14 protein-coding genes and 3 tRNA genes are annotated in these 12,823 nt (G+C 59.0%); 8 read left to right on the top strand and 9 right to left on the bottom strand.

Annotation, left to right across the window (positions count from 1 at the left end; all coding sequences use genetic code 11):
• A partial coding sequence (locus E2L05_RS18900; protein ID WP_279512646.1) for a GcrA family cell cycle regulator occupies window positions 1-98 on the bottom strand: 98 nt, incomplete at its 3' end.
• Between the two features lie 221 nt (window positions 99-319).
• On the opposite strand from E2L05_RS18900, the gene E2L05_RS18895 reads away from it, so the two are divergent.
• Window positions 320-1,123 carry an ABC transporter permease gene (locus E2L05_RS18895; protein WP_243722062.1) on the top strand — a complete coding sequence of 268 codons (804 nt, stop codon included), beginning with the start codon at window positions 320-322 and terminating at the stop codon, window positions 1,121-1,123.
• A 175-nt stretch (window positions 1,124-1,298) separates the two neighbouring features.
• Here E2L05_RS18895 and trpA read toward each other — a convergent pair whose 3' ends face one another.
• Window positions 1,299-2,090 carry a tryptophan synthase subunit alpha gene (gene trpA, locus E2L05_RS18890; protein WP_133344426.1) on the bottom strand — a complete coding sequence of 264 codons (792 nt, stop codon included), beginning with the start codon at window positions 2,088-2,090 and terminating at the stop codon, window positions 1,299-1,301.
• Between the two features lie 180 nt (window positions 2,091-2,270).
• On the opposite strand from trpA, the gene ychF reads away from it, so the two are divergent.
• Together ychF and E2L05_RS18880 are read left to right on the top strand one after the other, a co-directional pair.
• Window positions 2,271-3,368 carry a redox-regulated ATPase YchF gene (gene ychF, locus E2L05_RS18885; protein ID WP_133344424.1) on the top strand — a complete coding sequence of 366 codons (1,098 nt, stop codon included), beginning with the start codon at window positions 2,271-2,273 and terminating at the stop codon, window positions 3,366-3,368.
• A 111-nt stretch (window positions 3,369-3,479) separates the two neighbouring features.
• Window positions 3,480-3,755, top strand: a complete 276-nt coding sequence (locus E2L05_RS18880; RefSeq protein WP_133344422.1) for a hypothetical protein — start codon at window positions 3,480-3,482, stop codon at window positions 3,753-3,755.
• Here the strand turns inward: E2L05_RS18880 and hisA are convergent.
• Window positions 3,701-4,423, bottom strand: coding sequence for a 1-(5-phosphoribosyl)-5-[(5-phosphoribosylamino)methylideneamino]imidazole-4-carboxamide isomerase (gene hisA / locus E2L05_RS18875; protein WP_133344420.1), 723 nt, complete (start codon window positions 4,421-4,423; stop codon window positions 3,701-3,703). The two genes, E2L05_RS18880 and hisA, sit on opposite strands and share 55 nt — an antisense overlap.
• Before the next feature lie 82 nt (window positions 4,424-4,505).
• Between hisA and E2L05_RS18870 the strand changes: the two genes are divergently transcribed.
• On the top strand, window positions 4,506-5,018 hold the full coding sequence (locus E2L05_RS18870; protein WP_341776763.1) for a DUF2147 domain-containing protein: 513 nt from the start codon (window positions 4,506-4,508) through the stop codon (window positions 5,016-5,018).
• Between the two features lie 18 nt (window positions 5,019-5,036).
• Here E2L05_RS18870 and hisH read toward each other — a convergent pair whose 3' ends face one another.
• The 6 genes from hisH to E2L05_RS18840 all read right to left on the bottom strand — a co-directional run bounded on the left by hisH (window position 5,037) and on the right by E2L05_RS18840 (window position 8,113).
• Window positions 5,037-5,675, bottom strand: a complete 639-nt coding sequence (gene hisH / locus E2L05_RS18865; protein ID WP_133344418.1) for an imidazole glycerol phosphate synthase subunit HisH — start codon at window positions 5,673-5,675, stop codon at window positions 5,037-5,039.
• Window positions 5,676-5,678: 3 nt separating this feature from the next.
• Window positions 5,679-6,266: an imidazoleglycerol-phosphate dehydratase HisB gene (gene hisB, locus E2L05_RS18860; RefSeq protein ID WP_133344416.1), complete on the bottom strand. Its 588-nt coding sequence runs from the start codon at window positions 6,264-6,266 to the stop codon at window positions 5,679-5,681.
• Window positions 6,267-6,358: 92 nt separating this feature from the next.
• Window positions 6,359-6,433 (bottom strand) — tRNA-Gly (locus tag E2L05_RS18855).
• 18 nt (window positions 6,434-6,451) lie between these two features.
• Window positions 6,452-6,526: transfer RNA gene (locus tag E2L05_RS18850), tRNA-Gly, on the bottom strand.
• 220 nt (window positions 6,527-6,746) lie between these two features.
• A complete protein-coding gene (locus tag E2L05_RS18845; protein WP_243722061.1) occupies window positions 6,747-7,409 on the bottom strand; it encodes a thermonuclease family protein in 663 nt (220 codons plus the stop codon).
• Between the two features lie 627 nt (window positions 7,410-8,036).
• A tRNA-Met gene (locus E2L05_RS18840) sits at window positions 8,037-8,113 on the bottom strand.
• Between the two features lie 522 nt (window positions 8,114-8,635).
• Here E2L05_RS18840 and E2L05_RS18835 point away from each other — a divergent pair.
• The 4 genes from E2L05_RS18835 (at window position 8,636) to E2L05_RS18820 (ending at window position 12,782) form a co-directional block, all read left to right on the top strand.
• On the top strand, window positions 8,636-9,946 hold the full coding sequence (locus E2L05_RS18835) for an ABC transporter substrate-binding protein (RefSeq protein ID WP_133341967.1): 1,311 nt from the start codon (window positions 8,636-8,638) through the stop codon (window positions 9,944-9,946).
• 121 nt (window positions 9,947-10,067) lie between these two features.
• Window positions 10,068-10,934, top strand: coding sequence for a carbohydrate ABC transporter permease (locus E2L05_RS18830; protein ID WP_133341968.1), 867 nt, complete (start codon window positions 10,068-10,070; stop codon window positions 10,932-10,934).
• A gap of 2 nt (window positions 10,935-10,936) precedes the next feature.
• Complete coding sequence (locus E2L05_RS18825; RefSeq protein WP_133341969.1) at window positions 10,937-11,767, top strand: carbohydrate ABC transporter permease; 831 nt, start codon at window positions 10,937-10,939, stop codon at window positions 11,765-11,767.
• Window positions 11,768-11,777: 10 nt separating this feature from the next.
• Window positions 11,778-12,782, top strand: coding sequence for an ABC transporter ATP-binding protein (locus tag E2L05_RS18820; RefSeq protein WP_133341970.1), 1,005 nt, complete (start codon window positions 11,778-11,780; stop codon window positions 12,780-12,782).
• Window positions 12,783-12,823 lie beyond the last annotated feature (41 nt).

Raw genomic sequence — 12,823 nt, 5'->3', positions numbered from 1 at the left:
CGGGTAACGCCGCCAAGTTCCTTTGCAATTTGGCTTGCGCTCTGGCCTTCCGACCACATCTTCTTTAGCGTCTCGACGCGTTCTTCGGTCCAGGACATTGGGAGCCTTTTTGTGTATCTCGGTGCGCGGCGGGCCGGTGTGCACATGATGCGTCAGGCGGCCCTTGGAGTTTCTCGTCAAACCCCTATTTTAATCAGCCCGCGCCGGGATACAAGGCACGGGCACACGGAACCGTCGTGGATGTGGCGGCAGAATGCAAAGTCGGCCCCGAAACCTCATAGACCGAACCGGCGTAGACGGATAATTTGGAAGGCAGAACATGACAGAATTACGGGAAATGGGCGTGCGCCGATTTGGGCGGGTCAACTGGCTTGGGCTGAGGACGCTCGCCAAGCGCGAAACTCAACGCTTTCTCGCCGTCTGGTCGCAGACACTGATGGCGCCGCTTATTACGGCGGGCCTGTTTCTTGCGATCTTCTCATTGGCCATTGGGACGCGGCGTGGTGACGTCATGGGCGTGCCGTTCGTGCAGTTCATCGCACCGGGTATTTTGATGATGACGGTCATCCAGAATGCCTTCGCGAACACGTCGTCTGCCATTATGATCGCCAAAGTTCAGGGCAACATTGTTGATACGCTGATGCCTCCGCTCTCGCCGTTCGAGTTGGTCGCAGGATATCTGTCCGGGTCCGTCTCACGCGGGCTGTTTGTTGCAATCGCGTTGCTTGTCGTGGGGGCGCTGTTCATCGGGCAAGGCGTCGCCCATCCGGTTTGGGTGCTGGTCTATGTTGTTCTGGGCAGTGTCTTCATGGGAAGCCTCGGGATTGTCGCGGCCATTCTTGCCAATAAATTTGACCAGATGGCGGCGATCACCAACTTCATCATTACGCCGCTCAGTTTTCTGTCTGGTACGTTCTATTCGGTGGAAGGGCTGCCGCCTGCCATGCAGGTCATCACGCATGTGAACCCTGTGTTCTATCTGATCGATGGGGTGCGCTACGGCGTGATCGGCACATCCGACAGTTCACCGTGGATCGGGCTACCGGTCGTTTTGCTGTTCACCAGTTGTGCCGTGGCATTGTGTTTGCGGTGGTTTCGAACCGGGTTCCGCATGAAGGCCTGACCGAGCGTTGCAAGAGACCGGCTGAAGGCGGATGTCCGGGGCCGAGGGGGCTAAGGGGTGCGTTGGGGCGCTCGAAAGTACACCCGCAGGCGAAGCCTGCGCGGCCCAACGGGATGAAACATCAAATGATGTTGAAGACGGGCGGGAGCGCCCCGCCCTGTCACATGGTGCCGCGTCAGGCGCTGTGCGCCCCATCGGCAAGGCCTTTGACGAAGGCCAGGATCTCTGGAACAGGGCGACCTTCTTCTACCAGCTTCACGATCGCGGTGCCAACCACGGCGCCGTCTGCCACAGCGGCAATGTCGCGCGCATTGTCTGGCGTCCGGATGCCGAACCCGACAATTACTGGCAGGTCCGTCTGTGCCTTGATGCGGGCGACTTCCGGCGCGACATCGCTGGCCTGCGCTGCAGCCGCGCCCGTGATCCCGGTAATCGAGACGTAATACACAAAACCGGACGTGTTTTGCAGAACCTTCGGCAACCGTTTGTCATCTGTGGTCGGCGTGGCCAGTCGAATGAAATTCATTCCGGCCGCTTGAGCGGGGATGCACAATTCTTCGTCTTCCTCTGGGGGAAGGTCCACCACGATCAAGCCATCGATCCCGGCGGCTTTCGCCTGCTCCAGAAACCTGTCCACACCGCGCGAATAGATTGGGTTGTAATACCCCATCAGCACAATCGGCGTTGCATCGTCGTTTTCGCGGAACCTGCGCGCCATCTCCAGCGTCTTGTCGAGGGTCTGGCCTGCTTCAAGCGCACGCTGCCCGGCAAGCTGAATCGTTGGCCCGTCGGCCATCGGATCGGTAAAGGGCAGGCCCATTTCAATAATGTCGACGCCAGCCCCCGGAAGGCCATTGATCAACGCCATTGATGTGTCGGCATCAGGATCGCCCGCCATGACATAGGCCACGAACGCCTTGCGCCCTTGCGCGTTAAGCTCAGCGAATTTGCGGTCGATACGTGTCATGACGCCCCCTGATCTGTTCTTCGCCGGGTGTCGCTCATGCGCTGCCAAAAGGCAAGATCGGCCGCGCCGGAAAGCGAATGGACAAGGGGCACGCGGGGTAGTTTGCCGCCAACTCTGCCTGCGCCTTGCACCCGGCTTCTGTGCGGCCTAGAAGCGGCCCGTGTTTCAGGAGAGAGCGTCATGGGCTTTAAAATGGGTATCGTCGGCATGCCGAACGTGGGGAAGTCGACCCTGTTCAATGCGCTGACACGCACGGCTGCGGCGCAGGCTGCGAATTTTCCGTTCTGCACGATTGAACCGAATGTCGGCGATGTTGCGGTGCCGGACAAGCGGCTTGACACACTCGCCTCCATCGCAGGAAGCAAACAGATCATCCCGACGCGAATGACCTTTGTCGACATTGCGGGTCTGGTCAAAGGCGCAAGCCGAGGCGAGGGGCTGGGCAACCAATTTCTGGCCAATATCCGAGAAACAGATGCAATTGCCCATGTTCTGCGCTGTTTCGAAGACGACGACGTGACCCATGTGGATGGACGCGTCGACCCGGTGGCGGATGCCGAGACCATTGAGACGGAATTGATGCTTGCCGATATCGAAAGCATCGAAAAGCGGCTTCAGGGTCTGACCCGCAAGGTGCGCGGCGGCGACAAGGACGCTGTTCAGCAAGAGCGTCTGCTCAAGGCGGCCCTGGTCGCGTTGGAAGATGGTCGCCCCGCCCGTATGGTCGACATCGACCCCGACGACGCGAAAGCGTGGAAGATGCTGCAGCTTCTGACCACCAAGCCAATTCTTTACGTCTGCAACGTGGACGAAGGGTCTGCGGCCACGGGGAACGAGTTTTCCGCCAAAGTCGCCGCCATGGCCGAGGCGCAAGGCGCGGCCAGTGTCGTGATTTCCGCAGCGATCGAAGAGGAAATCAGCCAGCTTGATGCCGAAGAAGCCGAGGTTTTTCTTGAGGATCTCAGCTTGGAGGAGCCTGGGCTCGACCGGTTGATCAAGGCCGGCTACGAACTGTTGAAGTTGGAAACCTATTTCACGGTCGGCCCGAAAGAGGCGCGCGCCTGGACAATCCGCAATGGGACTCTGGCCCCGCAGGCCGCAGGCGTGATCCACGGCGATTTCGAACGCGGGTTTATCCGCGCAGAGACCATTGCCTATGATGACTTCGTCACGCTCAAGGGCGAGTCGGGCGCGAAGGAAGCCGGCAAGATGCGGGTCGAAGGCAAGGCTTACACCGTCAAGGACGGCGACGTTCTGCATTTCCTCTTCAACGCCTGACCGAAATCTCTGGGCCCAGAGGGGCCGCCCGTTCCAAACTGCCCTAACGGCAAATAGGGGTGGGCAAAGCTCACGACGATCTTTGCGGCGTTGCGGGAATTTCTTTAGACCTTGATCGCTGCGTTGGCGGCGCTGGCGCTGATCATGTCCTTTGTGTTTCTGACCCATTTTGCCAGCCGGGCTGCGAGCATTTTCGGCGCGTTGGAAAACGTTGGCTTCGACATTAAGATCAAGACGCCCATTGGCAAGGCGTCCTTTGACAGTGTCAAAAGTCAGCAATTGGTCGCCAGTGACACCAAGATATTGGATCTGCGCGATGCACTGGCCGCCGCTCAGGCCCCAGAAAGCGCGTCCAGCGCGACCTTGAGATCAAGAGCCCCATCATAAAGCGCGCGCCCAGAGATGGCTCCTGCGACCACGCCTGTGTCACGCAAGGCAACCAGATCGTCCAGTGATGCAACGCCGCCCGATGCGATGACCGGCACTTTGACGGCGCGCGCCAGTGCGGCTGTGGCGGCGATGTTCGGCCCGCCCATTGCACCATCGCGATCAATGTCAGTGTAAATGATGGCGGCGATACCGGCATCTTCGAAGCTTTGCGCCAATTCAGTCACCAGCAATTCGGTTTCTTCGGCCCAGCCCCGCGTGGCGACCTTGCCGTTTCGCGCATCAAGACCAACTGCGATGCGGCCCGGAAATGCGGTTGCGGCTTCGCGCACCAGATCGGGGTTCTCGACGGCCACTGTGCCAAGGATCACGCGGGCGATTCCTTTTTCGATCCAGGTTTCAATCGTTGCCATGTCGCGGATTCCGCCGCCCAACTGTGCGGGGATGTCCGTTTCTGCCAGAATAGCCTCGACCGCAGCGGCATTGACTGGCGTGCCCGCGAAAGCCCCATTGAGGTCAACAAGGTGTAGCCAATTGCATCCTGCATCCTGAAATGCCCGCGCCTGCGCCGCCGGATTCTCGCCAAATACGGTGGCCTTGTCCATGTCGCCGCGCAGCAGTCGCACGCAGTGGCCGTCCTTCAGGTCAATGGCAGGATAGAGGATCATAGGGTGGCCTTTCGCATTGCAGATCGTGCGCGCACCGTTTGGCATGAGGCGGGCGCGATTCCAAGGGGCGGAAGGAACGTCAGTGCAAAGCACTCGTCATGGCCGGTTGTTCGACCGTGCGCCACTAGCCTTGCGCCGCAGCGTTACAGTTGCGAGGGGGCTTTTGGCCGGCAAGGTATCGAAAGGGCACATCAGGGAGGACATGATGCTGAAAGCGATGATTTTGGGACTGACAGGCGTTGTCATTGCAGCGGCGGCCATGGCTGACCCTGTTGAGGGGACGTGGCAAACGCAGCCCGGTGATGACGGGGCGTTTGGGCATGTGGAGATGGCGCAATGCGGTGCCGCGCTGTGCGGCACATTAGTTCGGGCCTATGATGGCGAAGGTCGCGCCCGTGCAAGCGATATCGTGGGGCGGAATTTGGTCTGGGATATGCAAGCGAAAGGGGGCGGCGCGTATGCAGGCGGCAAGATCTGGGCGCCGGACCGTGACAAGACGTACAATTCCAAGATGACGCTCAACGGTGCTCAGTTGGAAGTGTCTGGCTGTGTCATTGGGATATGCCGCAGCCAGACGTGGGTGCGGGTGGAGTGACCGCTTGGGCGCCTGTTTTCAGGGTGCCCAGTTCAGAAAATTGCTGATCATCCGCAGCCCGGCGGCTTGGCTTTTTTCTGGGTGGAACTGCAGGCCGATCACGTTGTCACGCGCGACGATGGCGGTTACGTCGCCGCCATAGTCAACATGCGCAAGGCGCGTTGCCGGATCGGTGACCTGAAACTGATAGGAGTGCACGAAATAGGCGTGGTCGCCCGTGGCGACGCCTTCCAGCACGGGGTGCAGGGCGTCGATCACCAGATCGTTCCACCCCATGTGCGGAACCTTCATTTTCGCGTCTGCTGGAGTGATCGGCACCACGTCGCCGCCGATCAGGTCAAGCCCGTCGGTTCGTGTGTATTCATGACCGCGCGTTGCAAGCATTTGCATTCCGACGCAAATCCCCATGAAAGGGACGGCTCGCTTGGTCACGGCTTCAACCATAGCTTCAAACAGGCCGGTTCTGTCGCGCAGGCCTGCCAGACAGGCGGGAAAAGCCCCGTCGCCGGGCAAAACCACCCGGTCTGCGCCTGCGACGTCTTCGGCACGGCTTGACACAATTACGGGGCCTGCGTCGACTTCGCGCGCCATGCGCTGAAACGCTTTTTCGGCGGAATGCAAATTGCCGCTATCATAGTCGATAAGGACGGTGGTCATGGTTCAGAGCGTGCCCTTGGTCGATGGAATGGCGTCCGCTTTGCGCGGGTCGGTTTCAAGCGCGTCTCGCAACGCCCGAGCGACGGATTTGAACGCCGCCTCGGCAATGTGGTGGCTGTTGAACCCATGCAGGGCGTCGACGTGCAGGGTGATTCCGCCATGGGTCGCGAGCGCCTGAAAGAACTCGCGCACCAATTCAGTGTCGAAACTGCCGATCTTGGCCGTTGGAAAATCGACGTTCCAAATCAGGAAAGGACGTCCGGATAGATCCAGAGCGCACCGTACTTGGGCGTCGTCCATGGGCAGCAGGCACGCGCCATACCGCACGATGCCGCGCTTGTCGCCGATGGCTTCAAGGATTGCCTGCCCCAAAGCGATGCCGACGTCTTCGACGGTGTGGTGGTCGTCGATGTGCAAATCGCCTTTGGCGCGCACAGTCATGTCGATCAGTGCGTGGCGGGACAATTGGTCGAGCATGTGGTCGAAGAAGCCAACGCCGGTGGCGTTGTCATACTGCCCGGTCCCATCAAGGTTCACGGTGACAGTAATGTCGGTTTCATTCGTTGTGCGGGTGATGGTCGCTGTGCGCATGGGCCCCTCGTACTTATGGGTCCCGCTATAGCCGGGGCAGGGCGGCAGGGAAAGGTCTGCATGAGTGATCGTCTGGAGGTTGGTCCGGTTTCTGGAGCGGGCGAGGCGATTCGAACGCCCGACCCTAACCTTGGCAAGGTTATGCTCTACCCCTGAGCTACGCCCGCTTCCTTAACCGGCTCTTCTGGAGCGGGCGAGGCGATTCGAACGCCCGACCCTAACCTTGGCAAGGTTATGCTCTACCCCTGAGCTACGCCCGCCTCCTTGAAGAGTAGCGGTTCTCTAGCGACACGCGCGGCGCGGTTCAAGCGGAAAACGCAAAAAATCTGCTGCCAAATTTCTGGTTCAAATTGAAATCGTGTCTGAGGGTGTATTTTGGGGCAAAGACACAAGAGCTTCTTCCCTTGTGCCGGGGGCCTTTTCCCACGCGTTAGCCTTTAGTCCGCCCCAGACATGTATCGCTGGAGCCGGACTGTGCGGCTATGATCCGTATGCAGCCCGCCAACCCGCAGCCAATGCATCGGCTTCCGAGCAGAACCAACGCTCCCCGCGAGCGGTGGAAATGCGGGTGCGATCGTACCAGCGCGAATAGGGTGTGTGATAGATTCGCGTACCCTCGGCGTTGATGTTGCCTTTGATCGGGCAACCGCTGATCGGAGCATTTCGCACGGATGTGTCCCAGCGCTTTGCCCGAAACTCCCAAGGTGGGGTCGGGTCGTCGTTGCGCCAAAGGCCACGCCTTGCGCTGCGCGCATCGGCCTCCTCTGCCGAATAGGTGTCGCCAAATCTGCGGAAAACCATCGCGTGACCATCCAGAACCATCTTGCGATTCAGGTCTTGCCCCGCCACATCGCACACAGCAAGCAATCTCCCATAGGCATCGACAGCGGCCCCAGTGCAACGAACAGGCTGGCCACTGATGAGTTTTGCCAGATGCCGCGTCGCGTCTGTGCCGCAAGGTCGGCCCGCGCAGCTTTGCGCCGATTCCGGCGCATCAATGTGCAGCAGTCGGATTGTAGTTCCGGCCACGACCAAAGTGTCGCCATCAACAACCTTAGCCGCGCCCGAGATGGAATGCGGTGCCGCCTGCAGGGCAGACGCCCCCAGTGTCAGAACAAGAAAAAGCGTCGCGAGAATCGGCACCGAGGCTCCTGTGTGGGAAAGGTAAAATCTTAAGAAAGCGTAAACACATAAATGGGGGAAGGGGAGCCGCGATTAAAGCCCCGTTGGAAATCATCCTTAAGCCCCCAGAAATTTCTGTTCCCGCCGTGTTCGCTGGGGCGATCCTGTGGATGGTATGGAGCGAAGCCGTGTGGGCCAATGCGCCGCGATCCCATTGACGGGGAGGGCATGATTGCGCGCAAAACCGGTGTATGCGGTGTGGGTTTTGCGACAACGGATTGATCAGGGGTCTCGCGATCACGCAGAAAGCAGTGGCGGAGTGGCGCACGTGCAGAGGCGGTTAAAGACCAATGATTCGGCGGAAGACCCCTCACTCCGATATTCTTGCTGAAACTGAGGGGCCATGGTCGTGGCGTTCCGGCGGTACCCTTGGCCAATAATTCGCGCCCAATGAGTTGTGGGGAGCCAGGTAACGCTCGCGGCGCAGTGGCCTTCCGCGAATGAGAACCGCTTAAGCGTGAACAGCGCTGCCCCAAATCTGACAAACCAAACTTGGCAGCATCGCTTGAATACTCCGAACAAGCGAAACACGTTTGAACGAGCTTGCATGCAAACCAGGGCCGCTCATTTTTCGATGTGAGGAAAACTTGGTAGCGGAGGAGGGACTTGAACCCCCGACACGCGGATTATGATTCCGCTGCTCTAACCAACTGAGCTACTCCGCCAAAGTGCGATGCTGACTAGGCAACCCTGCGACGACCGTCAAGCCGCAAAAACACTTCTTCAATGAAATTCAGCCGCAAAGCTGCGCCAAACGCTTGTTTCGGTCTGACCTTTGGACGCTTGGCCGGTCCAGTCAGGGGCGGTTTCCAGAAAATTCAGTAGGCCAAGGCTGTGTGGTCAAGACTACTGCTACATGCCTTGTTTCTGTCACAGAGTTACGTTGATTTCCTTTGTGTACGAACTTTGATTCGTGACCAACACTTCGGTCCCCCAAAAATGCTGGCTTGATGTTGTTGCGATGCGCCCATCTCATCACGTGCTTGATGCAGGTTAGCGACGCTGGCTCCCGGCATTTGGTAGGTCGGATATGGGGTGAAACCGATTGGTGCGCGCCTCTAGAGTTCGGTCATTTTCTATCTGCCAATCCCCCTCTTGCCCAAGAAAGAGGCTTGACTGGAATCGATGGTTGTGTGAGCAATTACTCATATGTTGAGTTAATGCTCACATTTTTAGGGAGGACTACCATGACGAAGAGAACCCATGCGCTTTTGGGCGCGTGTGCTGTTGCCGCGTTGTCGACTGCAGCTTTTGCTCAGGACACGATCACGATTGCGACCGTGAACAATGGCGACATGATCCGTATGCAGGGCTATACGGATACGTTCACCGAGCAGACCGGCATTGAGGTCGAGTGGGTGACACTTGAAGAGAACGTGCTGCGTCAGCGGGTCACCACGGACATCACCACCAAGGGTGGCCAGTTCGATATCATGACCATCGGCATGTACGAGACGCCGATCTGGGGCGCCAACGGCTGGCTTGTTCCGCTGGACGGCATGTCTGCCGAGTACGATGTCGAGGACATTCTGCCTGCCATGCGCAACGGGTTGAGCCACGATGGCACGCTTTATGCGGCGCCGTTTTATGGCGAAAGCTCCATGGTCATGTATCGCACGGATCTGATGGAAGCTGCCGGTCTTGAAATGCCGACTGCTCCGACGTGGGAATTCATCCGCGAAGCCGCTGCGGCGATGACTGACCGCGACAACGAGATCAACGGCATCTGCCTGCGCGGCAAAGCTGGTTGGGGTGAAGGCGGCGCGATCATCACCGTCACGGCCAACTCATTCGGTGCCCGCTGGTTCGACGAAGACTGGACTGCCCAGTTCGATCAGCCCGAATGGGCCGAAGCGATCAACTTCTACGTCGACATGATGAACGAGTCCGGCCCGCAGGGCTTTGCGACCAACGGCTTCAACGAAAACCTGTCGCTGTTCCAGCAGGGCAAGTGCGGCATGTGGATCGACGCAACTGTTGCGGCGTCCTTCGTGACCAACCCGGACGAGTCGACCGTGGCCGACTCGGTTGGCTTCGCTCTGGCGCCGAACAAGGACGGTGTGTCCAAGAAGGCGAACTGGCTCTGGGCCTGGGCGCTTGCGATCCCTGCGGGCACCCAGAACGAAGAGGCTGCCAAAACCTTCATCGAATGGGCGACCTCGAAAGAGTACATCGGCCTGGTTGCGGCCAACGAAGGCTGGGCCAACGTGCCTCCGGGTGCCCGTGCATCGCTGTATGCGACACCTGAGTACCAGGAAGTTCCGTTCGCACAGATGACGCTGGACTCGATCCAGGCGGCGGACCCGAACAACCCAACGGTTGAGCCGGTTCCCTATGTTGGCGTCCAGTTCGTTGCGATCCCCGAATTCGCTGGCATGGCCACCGAAGTCAGCCAGGAATTCTCGGCAGCTTACGCCGGTCAGCAGACCGTCGAAGAAGCGCTTGAGAAGGCGCAGGCGATCACCAACGAGACCATGGAAGCCGCTGGCTACCGCTAAGCTTCGGCAGTGAATACCCGGGGGGCGGTACATCCGCCCTCTGGATCTGTTTTCCTCGAATTTGCACAGAAATTTGATTGGGCGCCGCGTGCCGCCGCCCGGCAATGAGGAGTTGCATCCAATGGCAACCAAAGCTTCCCGATCCGCAGCCCGCATAATGATTGCCCCGGCAGTTATTCTGCTTCTGGGCTGGATGCTTGTTCCGCTGATCATGACATTGTGGTTCTCGTTCCGGACCTATCTGCCGCTGCGTGGTGGCGATCAGGGCTGGACCGGATTTGACAATTACGTCCGATTTGTCTCTTCGTCGTCTTTCTGGCCGTCGATCATGACCACGCTGACCATCGTGGTGTCTGTTTTGGTCATCACTGTGGTGCTGGGCATTTTGCTGGCCATGCTGCTGGACCAACCGATGTGGGGCCAGGGCGTTGTCCGGATCCTGGTGATTGCCCCCTTCTTCGTGATGCCGACCGTGTCCGCGTTGGTGTGGAAGAACATGTTCATGGATCCGACGAACGGCCTGTTCGCCCATTTGTGGCGGTTCTTCGGGGCCGATCCGATCAGTTGGATGTCTGATGCTGCGATGCCGTCGATCATCATGATCGTGAGCTGGCAGTGGCTGCCTTTTGCAACGCTGATCCTGCTGACGGCGATCCAGTCGCTGGACGGGGAACAGCTGGAAGCCTCTGAAATGGATGGTGCTCCACTGCTCAAGCGCTTTTATTACATCATCCTTCCGCATCTCGGACGCGCGATCACCATCGTGATCCTGATCCAGACGATCTTCCTGCTGGCTGTCTTTGCAGAGATCCTGGTGACAACGGGCGGCGCATTTGGAACCCGAACCCTGTCGTACCTGATCTTCCAGCGTGTTCTGGAAAGCCAAAACATTGGTCTTGGCTCCGCCGGTGGCGTCTACGCCATTATCCTTGCAAACATCGTGGCGATCTTCCTGATGCGGATCGTCGGCAAGAACCTGGATAACTGATCATGTCACGAGCTGTTACACCCCGCCGCAAGCTGATCAACACCACCATCGCCTGGGCGATTGGCTTGCTCATCTTCTTCCCGATCCTGTGGACGATCCTGACGTCCTTCAAAACCGAAGGGCAGGCGATCGCGAGCCCGCCGATCTTCCTGAACTTCGACTGGACGCTGGAAAACTACGCCGTCGTGATGGAGCGTTCGAACTATATGCGCTTCTTGTGGAACTCGATCATCATCGCCGGTGGTTCCACGATCCTTGGTTTGATCATCGCGGTTCCCGCGGCCTGGTCCATGGCCTTTGTGCCCTCCAAGCGGACCAAGGATATCCTGCTGTGGATGCTGTCGACCAAGATGCTTCCCGCGGTTGGCGTGCTCTATCCAATCTACCTTCTGTTCATTGAACTGGGTCTGCTGGACAGCCGCACGGGTCTGGTCATCGTGATGATGCTGATCAACCTGCCGATCATCGTCTGGATGCTGTACACCTATTTCCGCGAGATCCCGGGGGAAATCCTGGAAGCTGCGCGGATGGACGGTGCCGCCCTGAGGCAAGAGGTGCTGTATATCCTGACGCCGATGGCCATTCCGGGCATTGCATCGACCATGCTGCTGAACTTCATTCTGGCCTGGAACGAAGCGTTCTGGACGCTGAACCTGACCGCGGCCAAGGCGGCCCCGCTCACCGCGTTCATCGCCAGCTATTCCAGCCCGGAAGGCTTGTTCTACGCAAAACTCAGTGCAGCTTCGACAATGGCAATTGCGCCGATCCTGATCCTTGGCTGGTTCAGCCAGAAACAACTCGTCCGTGGCCTGACCTTTGGCGCGGTGAAGTGAGGAAACGACTATGGGACAAATAACACTCGAAAAAGTCACCAAAAGCTTTGGCGACGTCAATGTCATTCCGCCACTGGACCTGCAGATCAACGAAGGCGAGTTTGTGGTCTTCGTTGGCCCGTCAGGCTGCGGCAAGTCCACCCTGCTGCGGCTGATCGCCGGGCTGGAGGATGTGACCTCGGGCGCGATCAAGATCGACGGGACCGATGCCACGAACTTGCCGCCCGCCAAGCGCGGTCTGGCCATGGTGTTCCAATCCTATGCGCTTTATCCGCATATGTCGGTGCGCAAGAACATCGCCTTCCCGCTGAAAATGGCGAAGATGGACCCGGCAGAGCAGGAGCGGCGCGTGAACTACGCCGCCAAGGTGCTGAACCTGACCGACTATATCGACCGTCGTCCGGGGCAGTTGTCGGGCGGCCAACGCCAGCGTGTCGCCATCGGCCGTGCCATTGTGCGCGAACCGTCGGCCTTCCTGTTCGACGAACCGCTGTCGAACCTGGATGCGTCACTGCGGGTCAACATGCGTCTGGAAATCAGCGAATTGCATAACTCGCTGGCCACCACGATGATCTATGTGACCCACGATCAGGTCGAAGCGATGACCATGGCCGACAAGATCGTCGTGCTGCGGGCGGGCAATATCGAACAGGTCGGATCCCCGCTGGAGCTGTATCGCAACCCGCGCAACACCTTTGTCGCCGGCTTCATCGGCTCGCCGAACATGAACCTGTTCAGCGGCGCTGCCGCAGCCGAACACGGCGCGGCCACCATCGGCATCCGCCCCGAGCACATGGACCTGTCCACCGAAACCGGCACCTGGAAAGGCGTCGTAGGCGTGGCCGAGCACCTTGGTTCCGACACGTTCCTGCACATCCACGAAACGGGCCTGGCCGAAATGGTCACCGTCCGCGCAAGCGGAGAGTTCGCAGTCAAACACGGCGACACAGTCTACCTCACTCCCCAGGCAGACAAACTCCACAAGTTCGACAAAGACGGACTAAAAATCGCGTAAACCAACCGGGCCGGAATAAAAACCGGCCCAATGAAATGCGT

Source organism: Meridianimarinicoccus aquatilis (assembly GCF_004358675.1).
GTDB classification, from domain to species: Bacteria; Pseudomonadota; Alphaproteobacteria; order Rhodobacterales; family Rhodobacteraceae; genus Meridianimarinicoccus; species Meridianimarinicoccus aquatilis.
This window is presented reverse-complemented; position numbering and strand designations above follow the sequence as displayed.

Coding starts and splice junctions, on each gene's coding strand:
- E2L05_RS18895 (WP_243722062.1), top strand. CDS start 320: ATGACAGAATTACGGGAAATGGGCGTGCGCCGATTTGGGCGGGTCAAC.
- trpA (WP_133344426.1), bottom strand. CDS start 2,090: ATGACACGTATCGACCGCAAATTCGCTGAGCTTAACGCGCAAGGGCGC.
- ychF (WP_133344424.1), top strand. CDS start 2,271: ATGGGCTTTAAAATGGGTATCGTCGGCATGCCGAACGTGGGGAAGTCG.
- hisA (WP_133344420.1), bottom strand. CDS start 4,423: ATGATCCTCTATCCTGCCATTGACCTGAAGGACGGCCACTGCGTGCGA.
- hisH (WP_133344418.1), bottom strand. CDS start 5,675: ATGACCACCGTCCTTATCGACTATGATAGCGGCAATTTGCATTCCGCC.
- hisB (WP_133344416.1), bottom strand. CDS start 6,266: ATGCGCACAGCGACCATCACCCGCACAACGAATGAAACCGACATTACT.
- E2L05_RS18835 (WP_133341967.1), top strand. CDS start 8,636: ATGACGAAGAGAACCCATGCGCTTTTGGGCGCGTGTGCTGTTGCCGCG.
- E2L05_RS18830 (WP_133341968.1), top strand. CDS start 10,068: ATGGCAACCAAAGCTTCCCGATCCGCAGCCCGCATAATGATTGCCCCG.
- E2L05_RS18825 (WP_133341969.1), top strand. CDS start 10,937: ATGTCACGAGCTGTTACACCCCGCCGCAAGCTGATCAACACCACCATC.
- E2L05_RS18820 (WP_133341970.1), top strand. CDS start 11,778: ATGGGACAAATAACACTCGAAAAAGTCACCAAAAGCTTTGGCGACGTC.